Source organism: Colwellia sp. 5_MG-2023, assembly GCF_030547795.1.
Taxonomy (GTDB): Bacteria; Pseudomonadota; Gammaproteobacteria; order Enterobacterales; family Alteromonadaceae; genus Colwellia.
The window spans coordinates 19,936-41,230 of sequence record NZ_JAUOPW010000024.1; the positions used below are offsets into that span (position 1 = coordinate 19,936).

The window sequence follows — 21,295 nt, forward strand, 5'->3', positions numbered from 1 at the left end:
TAGAGCTTAAAATGTAGAGTTCTCAATTACCTAACGCAAAGAGAACTCCATTTTTACTAGATATATTTATAGATTAGGCTTAAAAGCTTGCTTTTACGCCAAAGAAGAATTTACGACCAGAATAAGAATAATCAGAGACTGTTCCTGTTCCACGAGTCATAACTTGTGCTTCTTCTAACAAGTTTAGTGCTTTTAATGATACTGAGACATTGCTACTAATTTTATACTTAATAGCCGCATCTAAATAATCACTATCCTCGACCCAACGGTGACTTTTGTGAGGGAAAGGTAAATTGTTTGGTTGGAAATAGCGTGAACGATATTTATACATTAAACGCATAGATAAGTTATCACCTTCCCAGTAGATTGAGCCTGATGCAACATTTTTAGAGAACCCCATAATGTTTGCATCTGGGCTAATTCCCCAGTTTGCCGGCTCTTCCGTTCTAAAGTCAGAAATGGCATGGTTCCACGCACCTTTTATACCAATACCACTAAGAACACCTGGTAATTCAGAGAAATGCTTTTGGAAGGTTAATTCAAAGCCTTTAATTGTCGATTCATCATCTGAGACTTGGTTTACGCTATAAGGGATCGACTGTGAATATTCTACTTCATTCGTTGTACCATCAGCACTTACAGTTGTTACTGTTGGTACACGGTTTTCTATCACTAAATTAGTGCCACCAGTAAAGTTCTTCCAGTAACCGGCTAAAGTAACAGCCATATCAAGACTTGGGTACCACTCTAACGATAAATCAAAGTTATTCGCGGTAAATGGTTTCATCATGTTACCTTGAGCTGTCGCACTAACTACTTGCTCGTCATAACCACCACATTGAGCACTCTCACTCGTATCTGCAGAGTTACAATCAGTAATTGTTTGACCTGCTGACATAGCATTCAAAGCAAAACGTGACATTGAACGATACGCTGCTGTTCTTAGTAACCACTCATCATTTAAATGAAAAGTAAGGTTTAAACTTGGTAACCACTCATCATATGAATCATCTAAAAACAACTGAGCCGTTTCGAAAGAATAGCTCCATTGCTCAACACCATCTTCATTAAATGTTTGCGTTAGAATTGGTTTTTCGCCCCAAGATTTAGAATCAGTATCTGTACGTACATAACGTACACCTACATTACCAGTTACCGGTAATCCTGCAAATTCAGTGTCTAAATTTGCCATCATGTATACAGCAGCGGTTTTTTCTGTAACATCAACTAACTGACCATCAATTTGATTCGGGTTTTCACCGATATCATAAAAGCCAACATCAGGATTATTGCCTTCAGGGGTATTAAAACCTACTTGCCCTAAATACGCACCGATTATACATTGAGAATCAAAAGTTAAGAAGTTACCTGCATCGGCAGCGCCACCTTCAGAGCCAAAGAAACCTTCAAGACTATGACCATTATCACCACAAGCTTGTGCTCTAGCAGTTGCTTCAGCATGCTCTTCAGGATATAAACTATCAAAGTCGTTATTAGCGCCATCTCTATCTACATGATCATCTGAATTCCAGTTATCATCAATAGGACGACGTTCTCCGGTATCGACTTCTAACGCGGTAGCTATTTCTGAATAATCATATAAATGCTCACTTGAATAACGAACGCCCATTTCTATAGATGAAATAACTTTGTAATCATCAAAAGAATATTGAGTATCGAACTTCACAGCCCAAATATCATCTTCACGCTCATCATTTTCACGGCCATACTCTAAATAAGCACCACCATCAGAGCCAACAAAGCTCGCCATATCACTGACGTCAAATGCAGCACCAGCATAATCGGTATTACGAACTAACTCACCACCTTCAGCTTTATAGAAGAAATTAGCATTTTCAATTTGCTCATTATCACCAAGATATAATTTAGGTACAGTGCCTCTTGAATCTAATGAATAAGCTGTTGTTGATTCATGACGGAACTTGGCACGTTGGCGTAAACGATAGCGATAAGATTTTGAATAAGAAGCATCAAACGATAAAACTAAGTTGTCATTTGGTGTGAAATCAATATTAAGACCGTAACCATCGTATTTATCCACTTGATTACGATTTTCACCTTGTAGCGTTAACTTACCTTCGCCTTCTTCATAAAGTAAAGTGCCGTTATCGCCAATAATTAAGGTATCAACATTTAAATTTTTGCCACGTTCCTGGGCTAACTCCATACGATCTTCAGTATACTCTAAATGCGAGTATGCATAATCGAAGTTAATATCCCATTTATCATTAGGAACCCACTGAAAAGTACCAACGATATTACGACGTTCATCTTTATCAGTACCTGTACGCCAATATGAATCATCTGGAATAAAAAAGATTGAATCTGGATCAAATTTAGCTAAGTGATCTGCACCATTAACACCAAATCTTTCAGGATCAGCATTTGGACCTAAAGTTACCAAATCAGCTGAACGACCAGGACTTACCATAGAGTCATTATCAGGCAAGTTATTGTTACTGCTATTTAAGTCACGATCACCACAACGCTCATTATCACCATTATTAGTGGTAAGCGGTGAACCATCTGCAGCCCTAAAGCTACAAGCAGCTAATGTTGAGCTTGTACCATAGTTTTCTTCTGGGTTAGCAGAGTTACTTTCGACATAACCTAAACTAAAACCCATTGCTCCAAAAGAATCAGTTTCAAAGCTATGTACTGTTGAAATAGTGAACTTATTACCCCACGCTGACTGATTATCAGCCGCAGTATAATAGTCATTGTAATCAGCTTGTGCTTCTACCGTGGTTTTACTTTTTCCGTAATCGACTGCACGAAGAGAGCCAACATCGATAGTACCTGAAGTACCACCTTCAACTAAATTCGCTTGTTGCGATTTATAAATGGTAACTTTATCAACTAAATTAGACGGGAATTTTTTAAAATTAACAGCACGGCCAGCACCAGCATTAGTGATAGTACGACCATTGAAGGTTGAGTAGCCCCAATAAGAGCCTAAGCCACGAATTGAAATTTCATTTTGGCTACCTTTTAAACGGTGACCTGAAGCGCCTGATACATTTTCAATTACATCAGATAAAGAAAGACCAGGTAAATCACCAAAATCTGCGGCAGCAATAGCATCTACAATTGCCGAATTATGCTTTTTTTCACTAAGTGAACGCGTCATAGTTCCACGCATTCCTGTGACTTCAATCACCTCAATGTTAGCAGATTTTTTTGTGGCTTCAGCTGCGCTAGTAGCTTTATTTTGTTCTATTGCTTGAGCTTCTTCAGAAAAAGCTGGTGCACTAAGTAATGTCAGAAAAGCAGATGTAAGTAATGCGGCTTTCCCTCTGTTATTTACTATATTACTAGCTTTAAGAGCCGAGCTGATTTTATTTAATTCCACCTTTAATCTCCCCTAATGGCTTATTTGTTTCATGTGTTTTATTTTATAAGTTTTTGCTACTATTTTTTCTGATTATATTAGTTTGCAATCAATTTAAATATAACCAATTAACACCCTTTGTGTCAACCAGTTTACTTTACCAACTTAACTTACCAATTTAATTGCAAATATTAAAGCATGTAATACCAATACTATTAGTAACTTTCTCGCTTTTTTATACCAAAAATAACAAATACTGTTAAATAATTACCGATTTGCTTTTGCCAAAAGCCATATAAATCGCTATCATAACGGGACAGATAACTCTTATGAGTCATTATAATTTTTGTTAAGGAATCATTATGAGCAATCGCAGGCTGTTTTGGCGTATTGTCGAAAATATAGAAAAATCTATAGACTCGGGCACTTATTCTGCCGGAAGTCGTTTACCGCCCGAACGAGAACTCGCTCAAACTTTTGATGTTAGTAGACCAACTATCAGAGAAGCTATTATTGCGTTAGAAGTGAGAGGCCGTATTGAAGTAAAAACAGGATCCGGTGTTTATGTACTTGAGTCTGATAATATTGCTGGTGCTGCTGAAAAAGTAAATGCATTTGAGGTAACTCAAGCTCGTGCACTTATTGAAGGTGAAGTTGCTGCTATTGCCGCAACGACGATAACAGAACCTGAATTAAAACAGCTATATAAAACACTCGTTGATATGGAAAACGAGAAAAACATTGCTGCTGCTGATGAAGAATTTCACAGCATTATAGCGAAGAGTACTCGTAATGCTGCCATGATTTTATCAGTTAAAAATTTATGGGATCTACGCTCTTCTACACCTGCTATTATTGATGATTATAATAGTGTTTGTAGTCGCGATAATGAACAGACACTAGCTGAACATAAAGCTATTTATCATGCATTAGAATCAGGTAACTCAACAGAAGCACGCCAAGCAATGCATGGGCATTTCAACCGTCTTATTAATACACTATTTGATGCAGCTGAAACTAAAGCATTAGAAGAAATAAAGCGCAAAAACAGTGAGCAACGTGGCCTCTATTCGATACCTAACGCTGCCAGTATCTAAAGTATAATTTATCAGTTCTGCCGGTAATTACCTATGCCGGCAACTCTTTTCTCTCTTTATTTACCTTTGAAGTTTTAAACACGTCATTCCTTTGGTCAATTAATACGGAATCCCGTGTGTGTGGTTGAATAGTACGTAGGATAGCGAATCCATACACTACGAAGCATAACGCTTGAGATCCTGAATCAAGTTCAGAATGACGACTGAAGTCGCCCCTACATTCACCCTACATACGCCCTAAAAAAATATTGTTAGACGAAGGTGTTCGACATCACCGTAGGGGCGAATTTATTCGCCTAATAAGAACAGGCGACTGAAGTCGCCCCTACATACGCCCTACATTCACCTGCATACGTCCTATAAAAACATTGTTAGACGAAGGTGTTCGACATCACCGTAGGGGCGAATTTATTCGCCTAATGAGAACAGGCGACTGAAGTCGCCCCTACATACGCCCTACATTCACCCTACATACACCCTAAAAAAAACATTGTTAGACGAAGGTGACCGACATCACCGTAGGGGCGAATTTATTCGCCTAATGAGAACAGGCGACTGAAGTCGCCCCTACATACGCTCTACATTCACCTGCATACGTCCTATAAAAACATTGTTAGGCGAAGGTGTTCGACCTCACCGTAGGGGCGAATTTATTCGCCTAATGAGAACAGGCGACTGAAGTCGCCCCTACATACGCCCTACATTCACCTGCATACGCCCTAAAAAAACATTGTTAGGCGAAGGTGTTCGACCTCACCGTAGGGGCGAATTTATTCGTCTAATAAGAACAGGCGACTGAAGTCGCCTCTACATTCCCCCTACATTCACCCTACATACGCCCTAAAAAAACATTGTTAGGCGAAGGTGACCGACATCACCGTAGGGGAGAATTTATTCGCCTAATAAGAACAGGCGACATTCGTCGTCACTCCGTTGCCCTTCCCCTGTCATTCCGTTGGTCACTTAATACGGAATCTTCCTCGTAAAGCAGCATAACACTTGAGATCCTGAATCAAGTTCAGGATGACGGTGATCATTCAGAATGGCTTATTATTAAGGATAACTAAATATTAAGGATAACCAAGAATATTTAAAAAGTAGGTTGTTTTAGACAAAAAAAAAGCCTCTCAGATGAGAGGCTAAAAGATAGTAATACAAGCTACTATCCCATCAAAATTACTTTGCTAAATATCGCTAATTACTTCTCTAATTTAGAAAAGTAATCAAAAATTACTGGCACATCATTTTGACCAAGGCCTGCATCAACAGCTGCCTGTAGGTTTGCAGAAGTACCTTGAGCGATTAAAGACTCACTACCAAGATCAGCAACCATTTGATTAAAGTAACCAAGATCTTTATTTGCGTTTGCAACAGAGAAACCTAATTTCTCTTCACCATCTACTGCATAAAACTTACAGAACTGCATGAATGGCGAGTTAGATGGACCTGCAGACATAATGTCAAACAATTGTTGACCGTCAACACCAGCAAGTTTTGCTATAGCAAAAGCTTGTGACATCGCTGTAACAGTTGTCATACCCATAAAGTTATTAATTAACTTAGTTGTATGGCCTGCCCCTAATTTACCAAGATGGAATACATTCTCACCTTGCTCTTCTAGTAAAGGTTTAACTTTATTAAAAGTATCAATATCACCAGCTGCCATGATGTTTAACAAACCATCTTTAGCGTGTGCAGGAGTACGACCTAAAGGAGCGTCGATCATACCAATGCCTTTTTCAGCAAGGGCTGCACCAATTTTAATTGTTGATGCTGGGATAGAAGTACCGAAGTCAATCAAAGTTGAACCTTCTTTCATACCAGCTAAAACACCATCTTCACCATATACAATTTTTTCAACAACAGCTGAAGTTGTAAGACAAAATTCAACTACATCACTAGCAGCAGCTAATTCTTTAGCAGAAGTAAATTGCGTAGCATTACCACGAGCAAGTACCGCATCAACAGCAGCTTGGTTAAGATCCATAACGTTTACTTGAAAACCACGTTTTTGTAAGTTTTCAACCATGTTGCCGCCCATAAGGCCAAGGCCGATGAAACCTATAGTAGGTTTTGTCATATCTAACTCCTAAAAATATTTTTATGTTTATCTGAGTGTGAAACTCTTCACCTAAACTCAGATTACTATTTAATCTAAAACCAAATAACAACTTTGATTAGAATCTATTGTGCAAACCAAAAGTGGTATATCTGCATAACTTTGAGTCACTGAAAAGATTAATACTGTGACTATTTAATACCAACTAACTGGTTAGTTAATATGCCTAACAATCAGGAACAATTTAATACTAACCAATGACACTCAACATGTCAACCAATTTACAATAATTGGTAATAACACAAGAAGGTTTGTTTAATGAGGTTCGGATGAAATATATAATCATTTTCTCAATAAAAAACGCAGTATCTAACCTAAATCAAATACTGCGTTATTGTTAATATTTAATGATTAATAATCTACTTCTTCATTATTACGCTTTCATTAAAACTTACCAAAAATGGTTATATTGTAAATATAATTTACATGCTATATATAACCAAAACTAACATACTTTAATAAAACCTAAACTAGTTTGTAAAAGCTAATTTAGGTTTAAAATAAATTAGAAACGGTAGCTAGCACCAAAAGTAATACGACGGTCAGTGATACCTTGAGCACATAATAAAGCACCTTCATTAACACAAGATTGAGTAATATCAGATTCAGTTAAATTAACTGCTTCAACACCTAGGTTCAATTGGTCATTTACGTCATAGCTTATGCTCGCATTAAGTTGTCCTCTGTCATGTGTAACAACAGGGAAACCTAGTGTAGAGTTTAAGCTTGCGCCAGCAGCAGTATCTTCAGTACGGTACGCTTCACGCCATGTGTAACGTAGTCTTGCTGAAAGGCCATACTTTTCATAATAAACCGCAAAGTTATAAGCATTTTCAGAGAAATCAAGCAGTCCTTGATCAGATGAATAGGTTACAAATTCTTGATCATCATAAATGCCATTTATTGCATTAAAGATATCTGTACCACGGGTTGCTGAAGTATATGTTGCAGAGCCACCGCTATAATCTTGGATTGTATAGTTAGCTACAACACCAAACCCTGAAGCCCAACCTAAATCATCTTCAAAACTTGATAGATCATATTGGAAGGCCAATTCAATGCCTGATTGTGTAACAGTCGCTGAATCATTAAATTTAGATTGACGATCCACACATAAACCTTCAGAGTTAGGGTCACCTAAAAGAATAGGTTGAACTGACGGATTCCAGATACCACCACCTGAACAGGCAGGGTTTGTATCGCGTAAACCATTACCGTCAAGTGCAGCACTATCTAAAGCGGTAACAAATAAGTTATTACGATCTTTCTTAAAGTAACCGATACTTACTACAGCCGCTTCAGCAAAATACCATTCTGCTGAAATATCAAATGAAGTCACTTCCTCTGGCTCTAAGCCCGCATTACCTAATTCTAATGCTTGGTTTTCATTAGTACCAAATGAAACAGATGTATTTAGGTCGCCAAAGTTAGGGCGTAAAATATCTTTACCCCAACCTAATCGCACAACAATATCATCAGTTACGTCTGCAACTAAATTTAAACGAGGCAGAGTATAGCTGTAATCAGCCGTTGTTGTTACTGGTGTTACAACATTATTACTTACCGTGTTACCTGTTGAAGCAATATCGGTTGATACATGACGTACACCAAAATTACCGCGAATCATTTCATATTCAAAGTTTGCTTGTGCATATAATGCATGAGACTCTTCTTCAATATCAAAAGCAGCAGTATCACTAGGTGTTAAATCAGGTAAGCTCGGTGAACCACCAGTTACCGCAGCATTTTCTAGCATCGCCTGCTCTAATATTTCAATAACACCATCTGGATCATTAAATGCACGATCTGGATCGATAATTAAGAAATTACGCAGTGCTAACTCACGACCATCAGCATCACCAAAGTGACTTGGCCCCGGAACAAGTAGCTCTTGGAATAATGCACCATTTGGGCTATCAATCATTTTGCTAAAGCCACCAATTCGATCTGAAATGGTCACTGCACTGTGTTTAGTTTTGTTATAACGATAACCAAAATCAACAGAAGTGACGATGTTATCATCAATGTAATAAGTTGAATCTACACGAAATGCTGTATCAGAGTTTTCGTTAGTATTTTGCGAGATATCAACCTGATCCAAAACAACATTGTTGTAATCAAGCAAGTCATCAACACTTGGCGCGAATGGCGAGTCGAAATCAATACCAAAGGCTAAAGAATTACCGGTAAGGTCATAAGCAAACGGTACAGCATTATCATTATCAGTATCACTGGTAATATTACCATCAGCGTCTAAATCAGAAAGCGGAGTATTAGGGTTAATAAAGTTTAATTGCGAATTTAATGATGGTGTCGATGTTTCTGAACTTGCATATGAAACCTCTGCACTGATAAATAAATTATCATCTTGCCATTCACCACCAATTCTAAATACTTCAGTATCTGTTACACGCGCACCAGTATCGCTGTTAAAACGCAGGTTTGGATCAGAATCATGTACATTTAAAAATGGCTGAATTGTACCTGTAGTCGCTGCTTGAATGCTGCCTAAATTAACACCATCAAGTGAGCCAAAGTTTACTGTTTCAAAGGTATCAGGTAAGTTATAGTTAAGTACACTACCTACACCTGAAGCTTGAACACGCGTACTTTCTTGACGACGCTCTTGACTCGTAATAATGGCATCAACAAAAAACTTCATATTATCATTTGGTGCATATTCAAATGTCGTTGCTAAATTTGTTGTTTCATATTCAAAATTTTCTAATTCTTGGTTCAAAAATTGAATACCAAGAAAATCAAAGTTTTGCGCTACAGGTCTATCGGTCGCTACATTTTCTAGTTGACGATCATCGCCAAAGCCTCTATAAACATCAGCACTAGCATTTTCTACAAGACCACCATCGCGATCAACACGAGGACGAAATGAAGTTGCTTCTTGTTTTGTAAAACTACCACTGACAACAAAACCAACTTTACCACCAGAGTCAAGCTGCCAATTATCACCATAAGCGCCCGATATTCTTGGTTGAACACCATCGGTAGTAAGACTACTATCTTCACCTTGTACACGAAGTGAGCCTAACGTTTCGGTTAATTCAAGCGGACGAATAGTACGTAAGTTAATTGTACCACCAATAGAGCCTTCAGTAGTTTTAGCTTCTGGTGCTTTAGTGATTTCAACCCCAGCGATAATAGCTGCAGAAAGATCTTCAAAGTTCATGCCGTTACGTCCAGCACCTGAACCTACAGTAGAAGCTCCGTTTATTTCAACTCGGTTAGCGTTGCTACCACGAATTTGCACACCAGTACCAATACCGGCTGTTCTGGTGATTTGAATCCCGGTAACATTTTCAAGTACCTCAGCTAAGTTTTGATCTGGCAACTTACCAATATCTGTTGCCATAATAACTTCAGTTAAGTTATCTGTATCACGTTTTTGCGCAAGCGCACTAGTAAGTGAACCACGCATCCCCGTAACAGAGATAACTTCAATTTCTGCTTCTTTTTGTACGCCATTAGCTGGCTCATCAGCTGCAACTGCAGCAAATGGTAATGCCAAGCCTAAACAAGCAACAGATAAGTTATTGCGAATGCTTTTACCGGTAAACAATTGTTGAACTGTAGCAGCTAACTTTGTTTTTCTAGTAGTTATTATGTTTTTCATATTCCCCGCCTTCATATTATTGGTTTAATAATTGTTCAAATTTTATTGGGCTTTTATTTATTGAACTTTTATAATTTTAATTAGACAACAACTTAAACTAACCAATAACCAAAATATTGTCAACAATCTATTATTACCAATATTCTGTATATTCAATATAAACACTGCTTATTGGTAATGCAGCAATCATAACCAATTGAAATAAAACAAATAAAAAAAATTAATTTTTATTCATCAATTTATTTATTAGAGTAATTGCACTTATATACGAAGAATTTAATAGTGTAGAGTGAAGCTATTACCTTTGTAATAAAAATAAAAATTTCCCTTTATAATCAGTAATATAAATTAAAAAACATGGTTTTAACCTTGTTTTTATAAGACAATCAATAACTTAAAAAACAAATAGAAAATAGTAACAATAGTATTGTAAATTACAAGGTGGTTATACCAATTGGTATGAACACTTAAAGAGGGAATATACTCATATTAATGGTAAGTATAAGATTATTTATTGGGCTTGCTAGATGAGAGTACAAGTTATAATAAAAGAAGAAAATAAGGCACAGATAAGTGTAGTAAAATAGACCTAATAGAGAAAATAAAGGTTGCTGATAGATAGTAGATGATTAATTTATCCTCTATTTATTCAACAACCTTATATAAATTAATTTTTTTGAGCGTTTTTCTTTTTAAACCACGTATACCCTTTGTATACCACTAGCGCAAAAACAACCCAAAAAGTAATATGATAAAAAGTGTGCAGTGAACCATCACCTAATGCGTGGTCTGTATGTGCAAATGCTTGTGCGGTAAATAAGCTTAAAAAACTAATAAATACTGTTAAAACGTTCATAATAAATCCTTAAAGTAATGAGAATAAGTAAAAATAAATAACTGATAGCTTAACTTTAAGCTATCAGTTAGGGTTATCAAAAAACTAACTGTGTAAAAATCAGATCATCAAAAATTAAATTTTCAACATACCTTCTTTTTCAATAAATTCGATTATCTCGGTTAAACCTTGCTTGGTTTTCATATTAGAAAAAATAAACTTCTTATCGCCGCGCATTTTCTTAGTATCTCGGTCCATCACTTCAAGTGAAGCACCAACTAACTCAGCAACATCGATTTTATTAATAATCAATAAGTCCGATTTAGTAATACCAGGACCACCTTTACGAGGTATTTTATCGCCTGCAGAGACATCAATAACATAAATAGTTAAGTCAGATAACTCAGGACTAAAAGTAGCACTTAAGTTGTCACCACCACTTTCAATTAACACAAAGTCTAAATTTGAATGTAATGCTTGTAGCTCATCAATAGCGGCTAAGTTCATTGATGCATCTTCACGAATAGCAGTATGAGGACAACCACCGGTTTCTACCCCCATTATTCTATCTGCTGCTAGCGCATCATTTTTAGTTAAAAACTCAGCATCTTCACGGGTATAAATATCGTTAGTTACAACCGCCATATTATATTTGTCACGTAAGGCTAAACATAACTCGCGTAATAAAGCGGTTTTTCCTGAGCCAACAGGACCACCAACACCAATACGTAAAACTTGTTTTTTCATTCTATATTCTCTTAATGTCTTTTTAAATAAATTGTATTGTTAACCATGATTGCACTTCCAACATCATAAACTTTAAACAATGTGTTCAAATAATAAGTGTTAATTACAAACAATTACTACGAGCGAAACAGTCGTGAATATTGCGTTTCATGCCAAGCACTTGCCATCGCTAAGTGCGGTAAACTAGTACCTATATCTTCATCGGTTACCTTGTTCGACTTTTCAATAATGGTCTGTGTATTTTCAGTTAACTCAAAGAGTAAATTTTGAGCTTGGGTTTGGCCAAGTGGCACTAACTTGGTAGCAGCCGCAACTTGGTTATCAATGTATGTCCAACAGTAACCACTTTGTGCTGAAATTAAATCCAGCTTAAAAACATACGCACAAAGTGCAAAAGCGCTAACAAAGCTAATTTCTTGTATATCCATTATTACTTGGTAAGGCGTTGTATCAATACTATCAAGTTGCTTAATTAGTCGAATTAACGCTTTACCCATCGCTAAATCAGCCAATAACAACTCATGACTTTCTCGACATGCGATTAAGTGCGTGTTCCAAGAACTAAACCCAGCGATATCATCATTGTTTAATACGATAAATAATCGCTTTAAAATTGCTAAATCAGTTTGCGCAATAGATTCTGCTAAATTGATGTTTATCCAACTAGCAGTCGTTTCTGGTGACACTAACCAGCCCATTTCCACCGCATACTCTAATCCTTGAGAAAACGAAAAACCTCCCACTGGCAGATTAGCACTGCATAGCTGTAAAAGCCTATTCAGTTGAATTGGGTCAGCTTGTGGCTTGCCAAATAACTCAGCGTCTAAAGCTTTAGTGTACGTACTAGTGTGCATGAGAATGTGAGTGCCCATGACTGCCTTTGCTATAAGCACCATTTTCAGGTTCAAAAATAGTTGGCGTATGATCAATGGTTAAACCGTACTTTTCCGCAAGCTCTTCTAATACATAATCAGGTTTAAAGCGCACCCATAATTCACCAATTTGCAATGACGTATGACGATTACCTAAGTGATAGCACACTTTACAAAATGTTAACCAATCGGTTGCTGTTGCGGTTGCTACAGGTTCATTCGCGCCTTTAACTTCTATAAATAAACCACATTCAGTTTTTAATACTTCACCCACTAACAAGGGGTGACCACGTTCCATAAAAATACCAATATCTAAACCATTATCCGTTTTGCCTTTAATACGGGCTTTTTTTCGCGTGTCTTGATCTAATGTAATTGAATCGGCTATTTCACTATGAGTATGATCTAAACGTTCATATGCTTGTAACATGTATTTTCCTAACCTTGCTAATATTCTTTAATAACTAACGATTAATGCTAATGCTTTGTTCAATGAAGAACAATTAAAACAAGCAGTATAATTGTGCGAGAGGCAATGAAGTTGCTGGCTCACAGGTCAATAGCTCACCATTAGCGCGCACTTCATAAGTCTGTGCATCTACTTCAATTTTTGGTTGCCAATCATTATGAATCATATCGTCTTTACCAATATTTCTTGTGTTTTTACAAACACCAACTAAGCGTGTCATACCTATTTTTTCAGGTACACCAGCATCAATTGAAGCTTTAGACATAAAAGTCATTGATGTTTGCGCTGCCGCACTCCCGTGCGCGCCAAACATAGGACGATAATAAACCGGTTGTGGCGTAGGAATCGATGCATTGGCATCCCCCATCGGCGCTGCCGCAATCATGCCAGACTTTAAAATAGTCGCCGGTTTAATCCCAAAAAATGCCGGCTTCCATAATACCAAATCAGCTAATTTACCTACTTCAATTGAGCCAACTTCATGGCTGATACCGTGGCTAATCGCTGGATTGATGGTATATTTTGAAATATAACGCTTGGCACGAAAATTATCATTGCGTTCAGTATCAGGCGCTAAAGGTCCACGCTGCTGCTTCATTTTATGGGCAGTTTGCCAAGTACGCGTGATCATTTCACCAACACGGCCCATTGCTTGAGAATCAGACGAAATCATACTGATAGCACCTAAATCATGCATAATATCTTCAGCGGCAATACTTTCTTTACGGATACGTGAATCTGCAAAGGCAATATCTTCTGGAATTGATGGATTTAAATGGTGACAAACCATTAACATATCCAAATGCTCATCAATAGTATTAACCGTATAAGGTCTTGTTGGGTTAGTTGACGAAGGTAATACATTCGATTCACCACATGCACGGATAATATCAGGTGAATGTCCACCACCAGCGCCTTCCGTATGATAAGTATGAATAGTACGACCTTTAAATGCTGCCAAAGTATCTTCAACAAAACCCGACTCATTTAAAGTATCGGTATGGATAGCAATTTGCACATCATAACGTTCAGCTACCGATAAACAGTTATCAATTGCTGCAGGTGTTGTACCCCAATCTTCATGAAGTTTTAAACCACAAACGCCCGCCTCAATTTGCTCTTCAAGGGCAATAGGTAAACTCGCATTACCTTTACCGAGAAAACCAAAGTTCATCGGGAGATCATTAGTGGCTTGTAGCATTTTATGAATATACCAAGGGCCTGGCGTACAAGTAGTCGCTTTAGTACCTGTTGCAGGGCCTGTTCCGCCACCAATCATGGTAGTAACGCCAGACATTAAGGCTTCATCGACTTGCTGCGGGCAAATAAAGTGAATATGTGCATCAATTCCACCCGCAGTAAGTATTTGTCCTTCACCGGCAATAACTTCGGTGCCTGGGCCTACTTCAATATCAATATTGTCTTGAATATCAGGGTTACCCGCTTTACCGATAATAGCAACACGACCATCTTTAATACCAACATCGGCCTTAACGATGCCCCAATGATCAAGAATCAGGGCATTGGTAATAACCAAATCTACCGTGTCAGCACAGGATGCTTGGCTTTGTCCCATTCCATCACGAATAACTTTACCGCCTCCAAAGGTGATTTCTTCGCCGTATTCCGTAAAATCTTTTTCTACTTCTATCCATAAGTCGGTATCTGCCAAACGAACTCGATCACCAGTGGTCGGTCCGAACATATGTGCATAGGAATGTTTATCAATAGTCGCCATATTATACTTCTCCCTCTAAGCTGCCTTGAATATCACCACGAAAGCCGAATACGCGACGTTTGCCACGATAAGCGATTAAAGCCACTTCGCGTTCTTGACCAGGCTCAAAACGAACAGCAGTGCTTGAGGTAATATCTAAACGATAACCTCGTGTTAGTTCTCGGTCGAATTTAAGTGCGCTGTTTACTTCATAAAAATGATAATGTGAACCAACTTGAATCGGGCGATCACCCGAATTCGCAACGGTTATTTTTAATTGTTCACGGCCGACATTGAGCTCGCGGTTACCACTGTCAGTTTTTATTTCACCAGGGATCATAATGGCTTCTCTCATGATTAACGTTTAACTAAAATCAACTAAATAAATCAATTTTATCAATCGATTAAATAATTGGGTTGTGAACGGTAACAAGCTTAGTTCCATCAGGGAATGTTGCTTCAACTTGTACATCGGTAATTAACTCGGCAACACCTTCCATCACTTGGTCACGCGTTAATAATGTACGACCATAATCCATCATTTCAGCAACGGTTTTACCATCACGGGCACCTTCAACAATTTCCATGGAAATATAAGCCATCGCCTCAGGGTAATTTAATTTTACGCCACGCTTTAAACGTCGCTCAGCTAATAGTGCCGCAGTGAAGAGCAATAACTTGTCTTTTTCTCTTGGTAATAAATCCATACGTTTCTCTGCTTTATGTTAAATTGATAACTATTTATTTAGCGATAATATTATAAATTAAGTATGCCAAACACGTGGGATATTAGCCTCTTTACTAAGGTATAGCGGTCTTATCTTTTGCCATAACTGAATAAAAAGTGCCTTGCACTCTTCCGCATGCTGCCCCAAATAACGTATCACTAATAATTTTCGTATTTGGCTAATACTAATTTTGTGCTCTGCGCCCGCTTCAAGCATACATTCGCGTAATTGTTCTACAAGAATTTTATTATCAGCAACACTGAGCAGCTCATCAGGCGCGTAAGCCATAAAGGTCGCAAAGACACTGTGGTTATTTAAACCTGCCACATGCTGATGTATATCATTGTCAGGCTTAATCGCTATTCTATCGTGATACATTAATGTACCTTCACAATACACACGATTTAATTGTGTGTAACTACCTTGTTTAAATAAGTGACCAGCACTAGGCAAACCTAAACAAGTAATATCCCAACCTAAATAAGCGCTATCTTTTGCTAAATGTACATCAACGGTATTAAAGCCATCGGCACCTTCATAAACAATAGTTTCTAATGGAAAGTTTTCACATTTAGCCTGAGTAGCAAGTCTTAGCTCACAATACTGTACTTGTTTAGAGTCGCCAATAGAAAGATCTTCACGAGCACGATAAAAACGATTAGCCCCCGGAGTGGTCACTAAACTATGGGCTTGCTCATTAACTTGAATCTTAATTCGCAGTTCATCCCCTGACACAATGCCCGCTGGTGGATGCAATAAATAGATATGCGCACAATCCCGCCCTTCTGGGTAAAACGCTTTTTGTACGGTTAACGGGCCTTGTCGCTTAGTACGCGTAAGCTGACTACCATTAGCTGTTAAGCTGAATTCTAGAAATAAATTAGCAAGCCATGCATTTTTAGGGACATGAGCGATAGTCGCTACATTATTGATGACATTCTTTTCTGCGCTTGGATCTAAGGTATTAGATTTATCTTCAATGTTTTCTGTCATTTTTATTGTGGCTACTTTTCAACGTACTTTATAGGCGTTTTCTATTTTATGACTAAAAACGCCCAGAAGTATAGTGTATTACTCGATAAAACAGTGACTTGATTAATGCTTTACGATTAAACGGCTAAATATTTACCAACTAGTTCATCAGTTAATTCAGGCATTGAACCCGTTGCAATAACATGACCTTTCTCCATTAACACAAACTCTTCACCAACAGCACGCGCAAATGGCAATTTCTGCTCAACCAAAACAATGGTAATGCCATGTTCTTTATTTAGCTTCAATAAAACGTCACGAATTAATTGCACTATATTAGGCTGAATACCTTCATTTGGCTCATCCAGAATTAAAATATCAGGATTTAAAACTAATGCTCTAGCAATCGCAAGTTGCTGCTGCTGTCCCCCCGACAAATCACCACCACGGCGATGTAGCATTTCTTTTAATACCGGAAACAACTCATAAATATGCTCAGGAATTATTTTACTTTTTTGGCGCTTACAATTAAGGCTTATTTTTAAATTTTCTTCAACGGTTAACAACGGAAAAATATGACGCCCTTGTGGTACATAGCCAACACCTATTTCTGGACGCGATTCCACTGAGCTTTTCGCCATATCTTTGTCATTGATAACAAGGCTACCTGCACTAATCGGCAACATACCCATAATAACTTGTAACAAGGTCGTTTTACCTACCCCATTGCGCCCCATAATACAGGTACGAGAGCCCTTCTTAATGTTAAGGTTTAAGTCCCATAATATTTGTGTGCCGCCGTATTTTTGATCTACTGAGGTTAACTCAATCATTATGCTTGTGCTCCTACTTCCTGCTCAGCCACATTATTTGCAGCGGTATTATCTTGTCCATCATCTTCACCTAAGTAAACTTTGATAACGTCTGGATTAGCCTGTACTTCTGACATTGTTCCTTCAGCAAGCACTGAGCCTTGATGTAAAACCGTTACTTTTTTAGCAATAGAGCGAACAAAGGCCATATCATGCTCAACCACAATAACTGAATGCTTACCCGCTAACGACGTCAATAATTCCGCTGTACGTTCAGTTTCTTGTCCTGTCATACCGGCAACGGGTTCATCCACCAATAATACACGTGGCTCAGCTGCCAACAACATGCCTATTTCTAACCATTGTTTTTGACCGTGTGATAAACGACCCGCAGGATAATAAGCCTCTTTAACTAAACCAATGGTTTGTAGAATCTCCCCAATTCTATCTTTTTGTTCGCCGCTTAATTTATGAAATAAAGAAGTCCAAATACCTTTATCACCCGCTAAACTTAGTTCAATATTTTCAAATACAGTTAACGCTTCAAACACCGTTGGCTTTTGGAATTTACGTCCAATACCTGCCCTAGCAATTTCAGACTCATCTAATTGCAGTAAATCAATTTGCTGACCAAAATTCACCTTGCCTTTGTCAGGGCGAATTTTGCCGGTAATAACATCCATCAAGGTTGTTTTACCTGCACCATTAGCACCAATTAAACAGCGTAATTCACCGTCGTTAATATATAAATTCAAATCATTTAACGCTTTAAAGCCTTCAAAACTTACGCTGACATCTTCCACATATAAAATAACGCCGTGTCGCGTATCTGGCTTAATGTTTTCTGTTGCGGTAAGCGGACTACCTGATTTATCAACAATCATTATTTAGCCTCCACTTCTGTTGTTTTTGTCTTATTTTGATCATTTACTTCTTTTACTGCTAACGTTTCTGACTCAGCACTTTTAAACATAGATAATTTATCAAAAAGGTTTGGTAGTAAACCGGCAATCCCCTTAGGTAACAATAACGTGACTAAGACAAAAAGCCCGCCTAATGCAAATAACCATGCTTCTGGCATAATCGCCGTAAAGCGTGTTTTTGCATAACTAACCACAATCGCGCCGATAATTGCGCCGTATAAAGTACAACGCCCGCCAATCGCCACCCAGATAACCATTTCTATTGAGTTAAGCGGTGAGAATTCGCCCGGATTAATAATACCAACTTGTGGTACATATAAGGCGCCAGCGACACCCGCCAACATGGCTGAAACAACAAATATCCATACTTTATAATGTTCAGGTTTATAGCCAACAAAACGAACGCGACTTTCAGCATCACGAGTCGCCGTAACCACACGGCCCATTTTAGAGTTAACAATAAAATTACTGATCCAATAACCAATGCCTAAAGCGACAGCGGTGATCACAAATAAACTGAGCTTGGTGTGTGGATCTTGTAAGGAGAAACCCGCTATTTCTTTAAAATCGGTTAAGCCATTATTACCGCCAAACCCCATTTCATTGCGAAAGAAAGCTAGCATTAAGGCATAAGTCATTGCCTGCGTCATAATAGATAAGTAAACACCACTTACCCGTGATCGAAATGCCATTGAACCAAAGATATAAGCGAGTAAACCAGGACCAATAAAGACCATGGCGATCATCCACACAATACTGCTAGAGCCAGCCCAAAACCAAGGAAGTTCGGTCCAGCTTAAAAATACCATAAAGTCGGGTAAATCAGGATTTCCATAGACACCTCGGTCGCCAATTTGACGCATAAGGTACATCCCCATGGCATAACCACCTAAAGTGAAAAATGCACCATGTCCCAAACTTAATATGCCGCAATATCCCCAAACAAGGTCAACTGCTAACGCTAGTAAGGCATAGCATAAATACTTACCAAATAAGCTGACGGTGTAATCACTGGCATGGAAAAAAGATCCTTCTGCAAAAAATAAATTACATATTGTGACGTAGAGTGTGGCAATAAATAAAGTGCCAACAACAACATGTAAATGGCTTAAGGTTTTGAATATTTTTTGCATTGAAAATGGTTCTTTTGCGTAATTTTCAGTTAATGCGTTCGCTGAGTTAGTTGAGTTAGTTGAGTTAGTCATTAGTCTGCCGCCCTCCCTTTTTGAGGAAATAATCCTTTAGGTCGTTTTTGTATAAACAACACTAAACCAACTAGCACAATAATATTGGCTAATACTGAACCAACTACCGGCTCTAAGAACTTATTAATTGATCCCAAAGACATCGCTGCAACTAAAGTGCCCCACAAGTTACCTACGCCACCAAAAACAACAACCAAGAATGAGTCAATAATATAAGCCTGGCCTAAGTTAGGCCCTACGTTGGTTAACTGACTTAATACTACGCCAGCAATACCCGCTATACCTGATCCTAAACCAAAGGTGATCGCATCAACCCTATCACTTTTAATACTTAATGCTCTGGCCATATCTCGATTTTGTGAAACCGCTCGAACATGTAAACCTAATGACGATTTTTTCAAAATAAGTAGTAAGGTAAAAAACACCATTAATGAGAAAATAATGATATATAAACGGTTGTACGTTAATGAGAAAACGGGGTTGATCACCCAAGATCCTGTCATCCATTCAGGTGCTTGTACTTGGCGGTTAAGAGGAGAAAAAATCGTTCGAACTAATTGTTGTAAAATTAATGAAATACCAAAGGTTGCTAACAAGGTTTCTAGAGGGCGCCCTTTCAAATAACGAATAACGCCACGTTCGATAATAATACCGACAAAACCTGACACTAAAAATGCAGCCGGCACTGCCATTAATAACGAATATTCAATTAAGTTAGGAAAAGCTAGTTGAATAACATAAGTAGTATAAGCGCCTAGCATCATCATTTCGCCATGAGCCATATTAATAACGCCCATAACCCCAAAGGTGATGGTTAAACCAATAGCTGCAAGTAATAAAACAGAGCCTAAACTTAAACCAAAGAAAATATTTTCAATAATGCCGAAAAAGCTGCGTTTATCTTCAATACTACTAATGACTTTCGTTAAACTTGCAGCTAACGCTTTTTGCTCTGGGGTTTTATTGTTAGTAGGCAACGCTGCTAACATCTTAACCATAGTATTATTTACTGATGGCTCTAAGGTATCTTCAAGCTGAGTAATAGCAGCCATGACCTCGTGATGAGTACCTGTTTTTAATTGATTCAGCAATAAAGTAACATGCATTAATTCACGAACCTCATCATCTGTTTCGGTCGTAATTAACGATTGTATAGCCGCAAGGCCAGATTTTGATCGGTTATCAAGTAACTGCTTAACCGCTTGCTCACGCACCGCTTTATTTGGATCTGTTAAATCTATTTTAGCAATAAAACTACGAATATCACCACGTAATCTATTGTTAGTTTTAACCTTTCTAAGTTTAGACTTTTTAACGGGCGCTAACGCTTCTGCTGTTAAAATATTCGTAATGCTGTAAAGAGACTCTTCTTTTAATGCAAGTACAACCGTTTTATCCGTTTTTAGATAATAAAGATCTCCTTCCATCATCGCTTTTAATACACCGCGAGTTTTATCGTTACGCGTTTCTGCTATTTTTTCCAACAAAGGTGACATTTTGTTGAGTTTGGTTGTGGGTAATTGGTTCACTAATTGTGACAACGTTGAGTCTGCATGGGTACTTTCAACCGTACTCATATCTTGTGTATTGGCAAGTGCTTGCCAAGATATAATACAACTAAGTAATACAGAGAATAGTCGCTTCATTGCGTATTCCTTCTTAATTTTAAAAACAGACAATTTATACTTATACTCAAAGAATTCTGTCACTAACCTGCGCTTGGTTTAGGTTAAAAGTGCTTTGAGTATAAAATGTGCCAGCGGCTTATCGCTCTTAATAGAATAAAAAAACCCAGCTACCAAAAGAGGAGGTAGCTGAG

The 21,295-nt window shown here is 38.0% G+C and carries 16 protein-coding genes; 1 reads left to right on the top strand and 15 read right to left on the bottom strand.

Features of this window, described 5'->3' with window-relative positions:
• Nucleotides 1–79 precede the first annotated feature (79 nt).
• Entirely contained in the window at nucleotides 80–3,373 is a 3,294-nt protein-coding gene (locus Q4496_RS14270) for a TonB-dependent receptor (RefSeq protein WP_215972525.1), read from the bottom strand.
• Nucleotides 3,374–3,714: 341 nt separating this feature from the next.
• Here Q4496_RS14270 and Q4496_RS14275 point away from each other — a divergent pair, with 341 nt between their 5' ends.
• Nucleotides 3,715–4,449 carry a FadR/GntR family transcriptional regulator gene (locus Q4496_RS14275; RefSeq protein WP_215972526.1) on the top strand — a complete coding sequence of 245 codons (735 nt, stop codon included), beginning with the start codon at nucleotides 3,715–3,717 and terminating at the stop codon, nucleotides 4,447–4,449.
• 1,198 nt (nucleotides 4,450–5,647) lie between these two features.
• Here the strand turns inward: Q4496_RS14275 and Q4496_RS14280 are convergent.
• From Q4496_RS14280 to urtB, 14 genes are all read right to left on the bottom strand, one after another.
• A complete protein-coding gene (locus Q4496_RS14280) occupies nucleotides 5,648–6,529 on the bottom strand; it encodes an NAD(P)-dependent oxidoreductase (RefSeq protein ID WP_215972527.1) in 882 nt (293 codons plus the stop codon).
• A gap of 544 nt (nucleotides 6,530–7,073) precedes the next feature.
• Nucleotides 7,074–10,196, bottom strand: a complete 3,123-nt coding sequence (locus Q4496_RS14285) for a TonB-dependent receptor (RefSeq protein ID WP_303610699.1) — start codon at nucleotides 10,194–10,196, stop codon at nucleotides 7,074–7,076.
• 667 nt (nucleotides 10,197–10,863) lie between these two features.
• Complete coding sequence (locus tag Q4496_RS14290) at nucleotides 10,864–11,052, bottom strand: hypothetical protein (protein WP_215972529.1); 189 nt, start codon at nucleotides 11,050–11,052, stop codon at nucleotides 10,864–10,866.
• Nucleotides 11,053–11,166: 114 nt separating this feature from the next.
• On the bottom strand, nucleotides 11,167–11,778 hold the full coding sequence (gene ureG / locus Q4496_RS14295; protein WP_215972530.1) for an urease accessory protein UreG: 612 nt from the start codon (nucleotides 11,776–11,778) through the stop codon (nucleotides 11,167–11,169).
• 116 nt (nucleotides 11,779–11,894) lie between these two features.
• Complete coding sequence (locus tag Q4496_RS14300; protein ID WP_303610700.1) at nucleotides 11,895–12,632, bottom strand: urease accessory protein UreF; 738 nt, start codon at nucleotides 12,630–12,632, stop codon at nucleotides 11,895–11,897.
• Nucleotides 12,622–13,080 (bottom strand): urease accessory protein UreE, encoded by a 459-nt coding sequence (locus Q4496_RS14305; RefSeq protein ID WP_215972532.1) that lies wholly within the window; start codon nucleotides 13,078–13,080, stop codon nucleotides 12,622–12,624. Before Q4496_RS14305 ends, Q4496_RS14300 begins: the two co-directional genes overlap by 11 nt.
• Before the next feature lie 73 nt (nucleotides 13,081–13,153).
• Nucleotides 13,154–14,857 (bottom strand): urease subunit alpha, encoded by a 1,704-nt coding sequence (gene ureC, locus Q4496_RS14310; RefSeq protein WP_215972533.1) that lies wholly within the window; start codon nucleotides 14,855–14,857, stop codon nucleotides 13,154–13,156.
• 1 nt (nucleotide 14,858) lies between these two features.
• On the bottom strand, nucleotides 14,859–15,176 hold the full coding sequence (locus Q4496_RS14315; protein WP_303610712.1) for an urease subunit beta: 318 nt from the start codon (nucleotides 15,174–15,176) through the stop codon (nucleotides 14,859–14,861).
• Nucleotides 15,177–15,240: 64 nt separating this feature from the next.
• A complete protein-coding gene (gene ureA / locus Q4496_RS14320) occupies nucleotides 15,241–15,543 on the bottom strand; it encodes an urease subunit gamma (RefSeq protein ID WP_215972534.1) in 303 nt (100 codons plus the stop codon).
• Between the two features lie 57 nt (nucleotides 15,544–15,600).
• A complete protein-coding gene (locus Q4496_RS14325) occupies nucleotides 15,601–16,557 on the bottom strand; it encodes an urease accessory protein UreD (RefSeq protein ID WP_303603052.1) in 957 nt (318 codons plus the stop codon).
• Between the two features lie 116 nt (nucleotides 16,558–16,673).
• Nucleotides 16,674–17,369 carry an urea ABC transporter ATP-binding subunit UrtE gene (gene urtE / locus Q4496_RS14330; RefSeq protein ID WP_303610701.1) on the bottom strand — a complete coding sequence of 232 codons (696 nt, stop codon included), beginning with the start codon at nucleotides 17,367–17,369 and terminating at the stop codon, nucleotides 16,674–16,676.
• Nucleotides 17,369–18,232 carry an urea ABC transporter ATP-binding protein UrtD gene (urtD, locus tag Q4496_RS14335; RefSeq protein WP_303610702.1) on the bottom strand — a complete coding sequence of 288 codons (864 nt, stop codon included), beginning with the start codon at nucleotides 18,230–18,232 and terminating at the stop codon, nucleotides 17,369–17,371. Before urtD ends, urtE begins: the two co-directional genes overlap by 1 nt.
• Nucleotides 18,232–19,404, bottom strand: a complete 1,173-nt coding sequence (urtC, locus tag Q4496_RS14340; protein WP_303610713.1) for an urea ABC transporter permease subunit UrtC — start codon at nucleotides 19,402–19,404, stop codon at nucleotides 18,232–18,234. Before urtC ends, urtD begins: the two co-directional genes overlap by 1 nt.
• 71 nt (nucleotides 19,405–19,475) lie before the next feature.
• A complete protein-coding gene (urtB, locus tag Q4496_RS14345; RefSeq protein WP_303610703.1) occupies nucleotides 19,476–21,122 on the bottom strand; it encodes an urea ABC transporter permease subunit UrtB in 1,647 nt (548 codons plus the stop codon).
• Nucleotides 21,123–21,295 lie beyond the last annotated feature (173 nt).

What these genes read in the sequence shown, in the direction of transcription:
- Q4496_RS14275 (WP_215972526.1), top strand. Translation starts at nt 3,715, where the DNA reads ATGAGCAATCGCAGGCTGTTTTGGCGTATTGTCGAAAATATAGAAAAA.
- Q4496_RS14280 (WP_215972527.1), bottom strand. Translation starts at nt 6,529, where the DNA reads ATGACAAAACCTACTATAGGTTTCATCGGCCTTGGCCTTATGGGCGGC.
- Q4496_RS14285 (WP_303610699.1), bottom strand. Translation starts at nt 10,196, where the DNA reads ATGAAAAACATAATAACTACTAGAAAAACAAAGTTAGCTGCTACAGTT.
- Q4496_RS14290 (WP_215972529.1), bottom strand. Translation starts at nt 11,052, where the DNA reads ATGAACGTTTTAACAGTATTTATTAGTTTTTTAAGCTTATTTACCGCA.
- ureG (WP_215972530.1), bottom strand. Translation starts at nt 11,778, where the DNA reads ATGAAAAAACAAGTTTTACGTATTGGTGTTGGTGGTCCTGTTGGCTCA.
- Q4496_RS14300 (WP_303610700.1), bottom strand. Translation starts at nt 12,632, where the DNA reads ATGCACACTAGTACGTACACTAAAGCTTTAGACGCTGAGTTATTTGGC.
- Q4496_RS14305 (WP_215972532.1), bottom strand. Translation starts at nt 13,080, where the DNA reads ATGTTACAAGCATATGAACGTTTAGATCATACTCATAGTGAAATAGCC.
- ureC (WP_215972533.1), bottom strand. Translation starts at nt 14,857, where the DNA reads ATGGCGACTATTGATAAACATTCCTATGCACATATGTTCGGACCGACC.
- Q4496_RS14315 (WP_303610712.1), bottom strand. Translation starts at nt 15,176, where the DNA reads ATGATCCCTGGTGAAATAAAAACTGACAGTGGTAACCGCGAGCTCAAT.
- ureA (WP_215972534.1), bottom strand. Translation starts at nt 15,543, where the DNA reads ATGGATTTATTACCAAGAGAAAAAGACAAGTTATTGCTCTTCACTGCG.
- Q4496_RS14325 (WP_303603052.1), bottom strand. Translation starts at nt 16,557, where the DNA reads ATGACAGAAAACATTGAAGATAAATCTAATACCTTAGATCCAAGCGCA.
- urtE (WP_303610701.1), bottom strand. Translation starts at nt 17,369, where the DNA reads ATGATTGAGTTAACCTCAGTAGATCAAAAATACGGCGGCACACAAATA.
- urtD (WP_303610702.1), bottom strand. Translation starts at nt 18,232, where the DNA reads ATGATTGTTGATAAATCAGGTAGTCCGCTTACCGCAACAGAAAACATT.
- urtC (WP_303610713.1), bottom strand. Translation starts at nt 19,404, where the DNA reads ATGCAAAAAATATTCAAAACCTTAAGCCATTTACATGTTGTTGTTGGC.
- urtB (WP_303610703.1), bottom strand. Translation starts at nt 21,122, where the DNA reads ATGAAGCGACTATTCTCTGTATTACTTAGTTGTATTATATCTTGGCAA.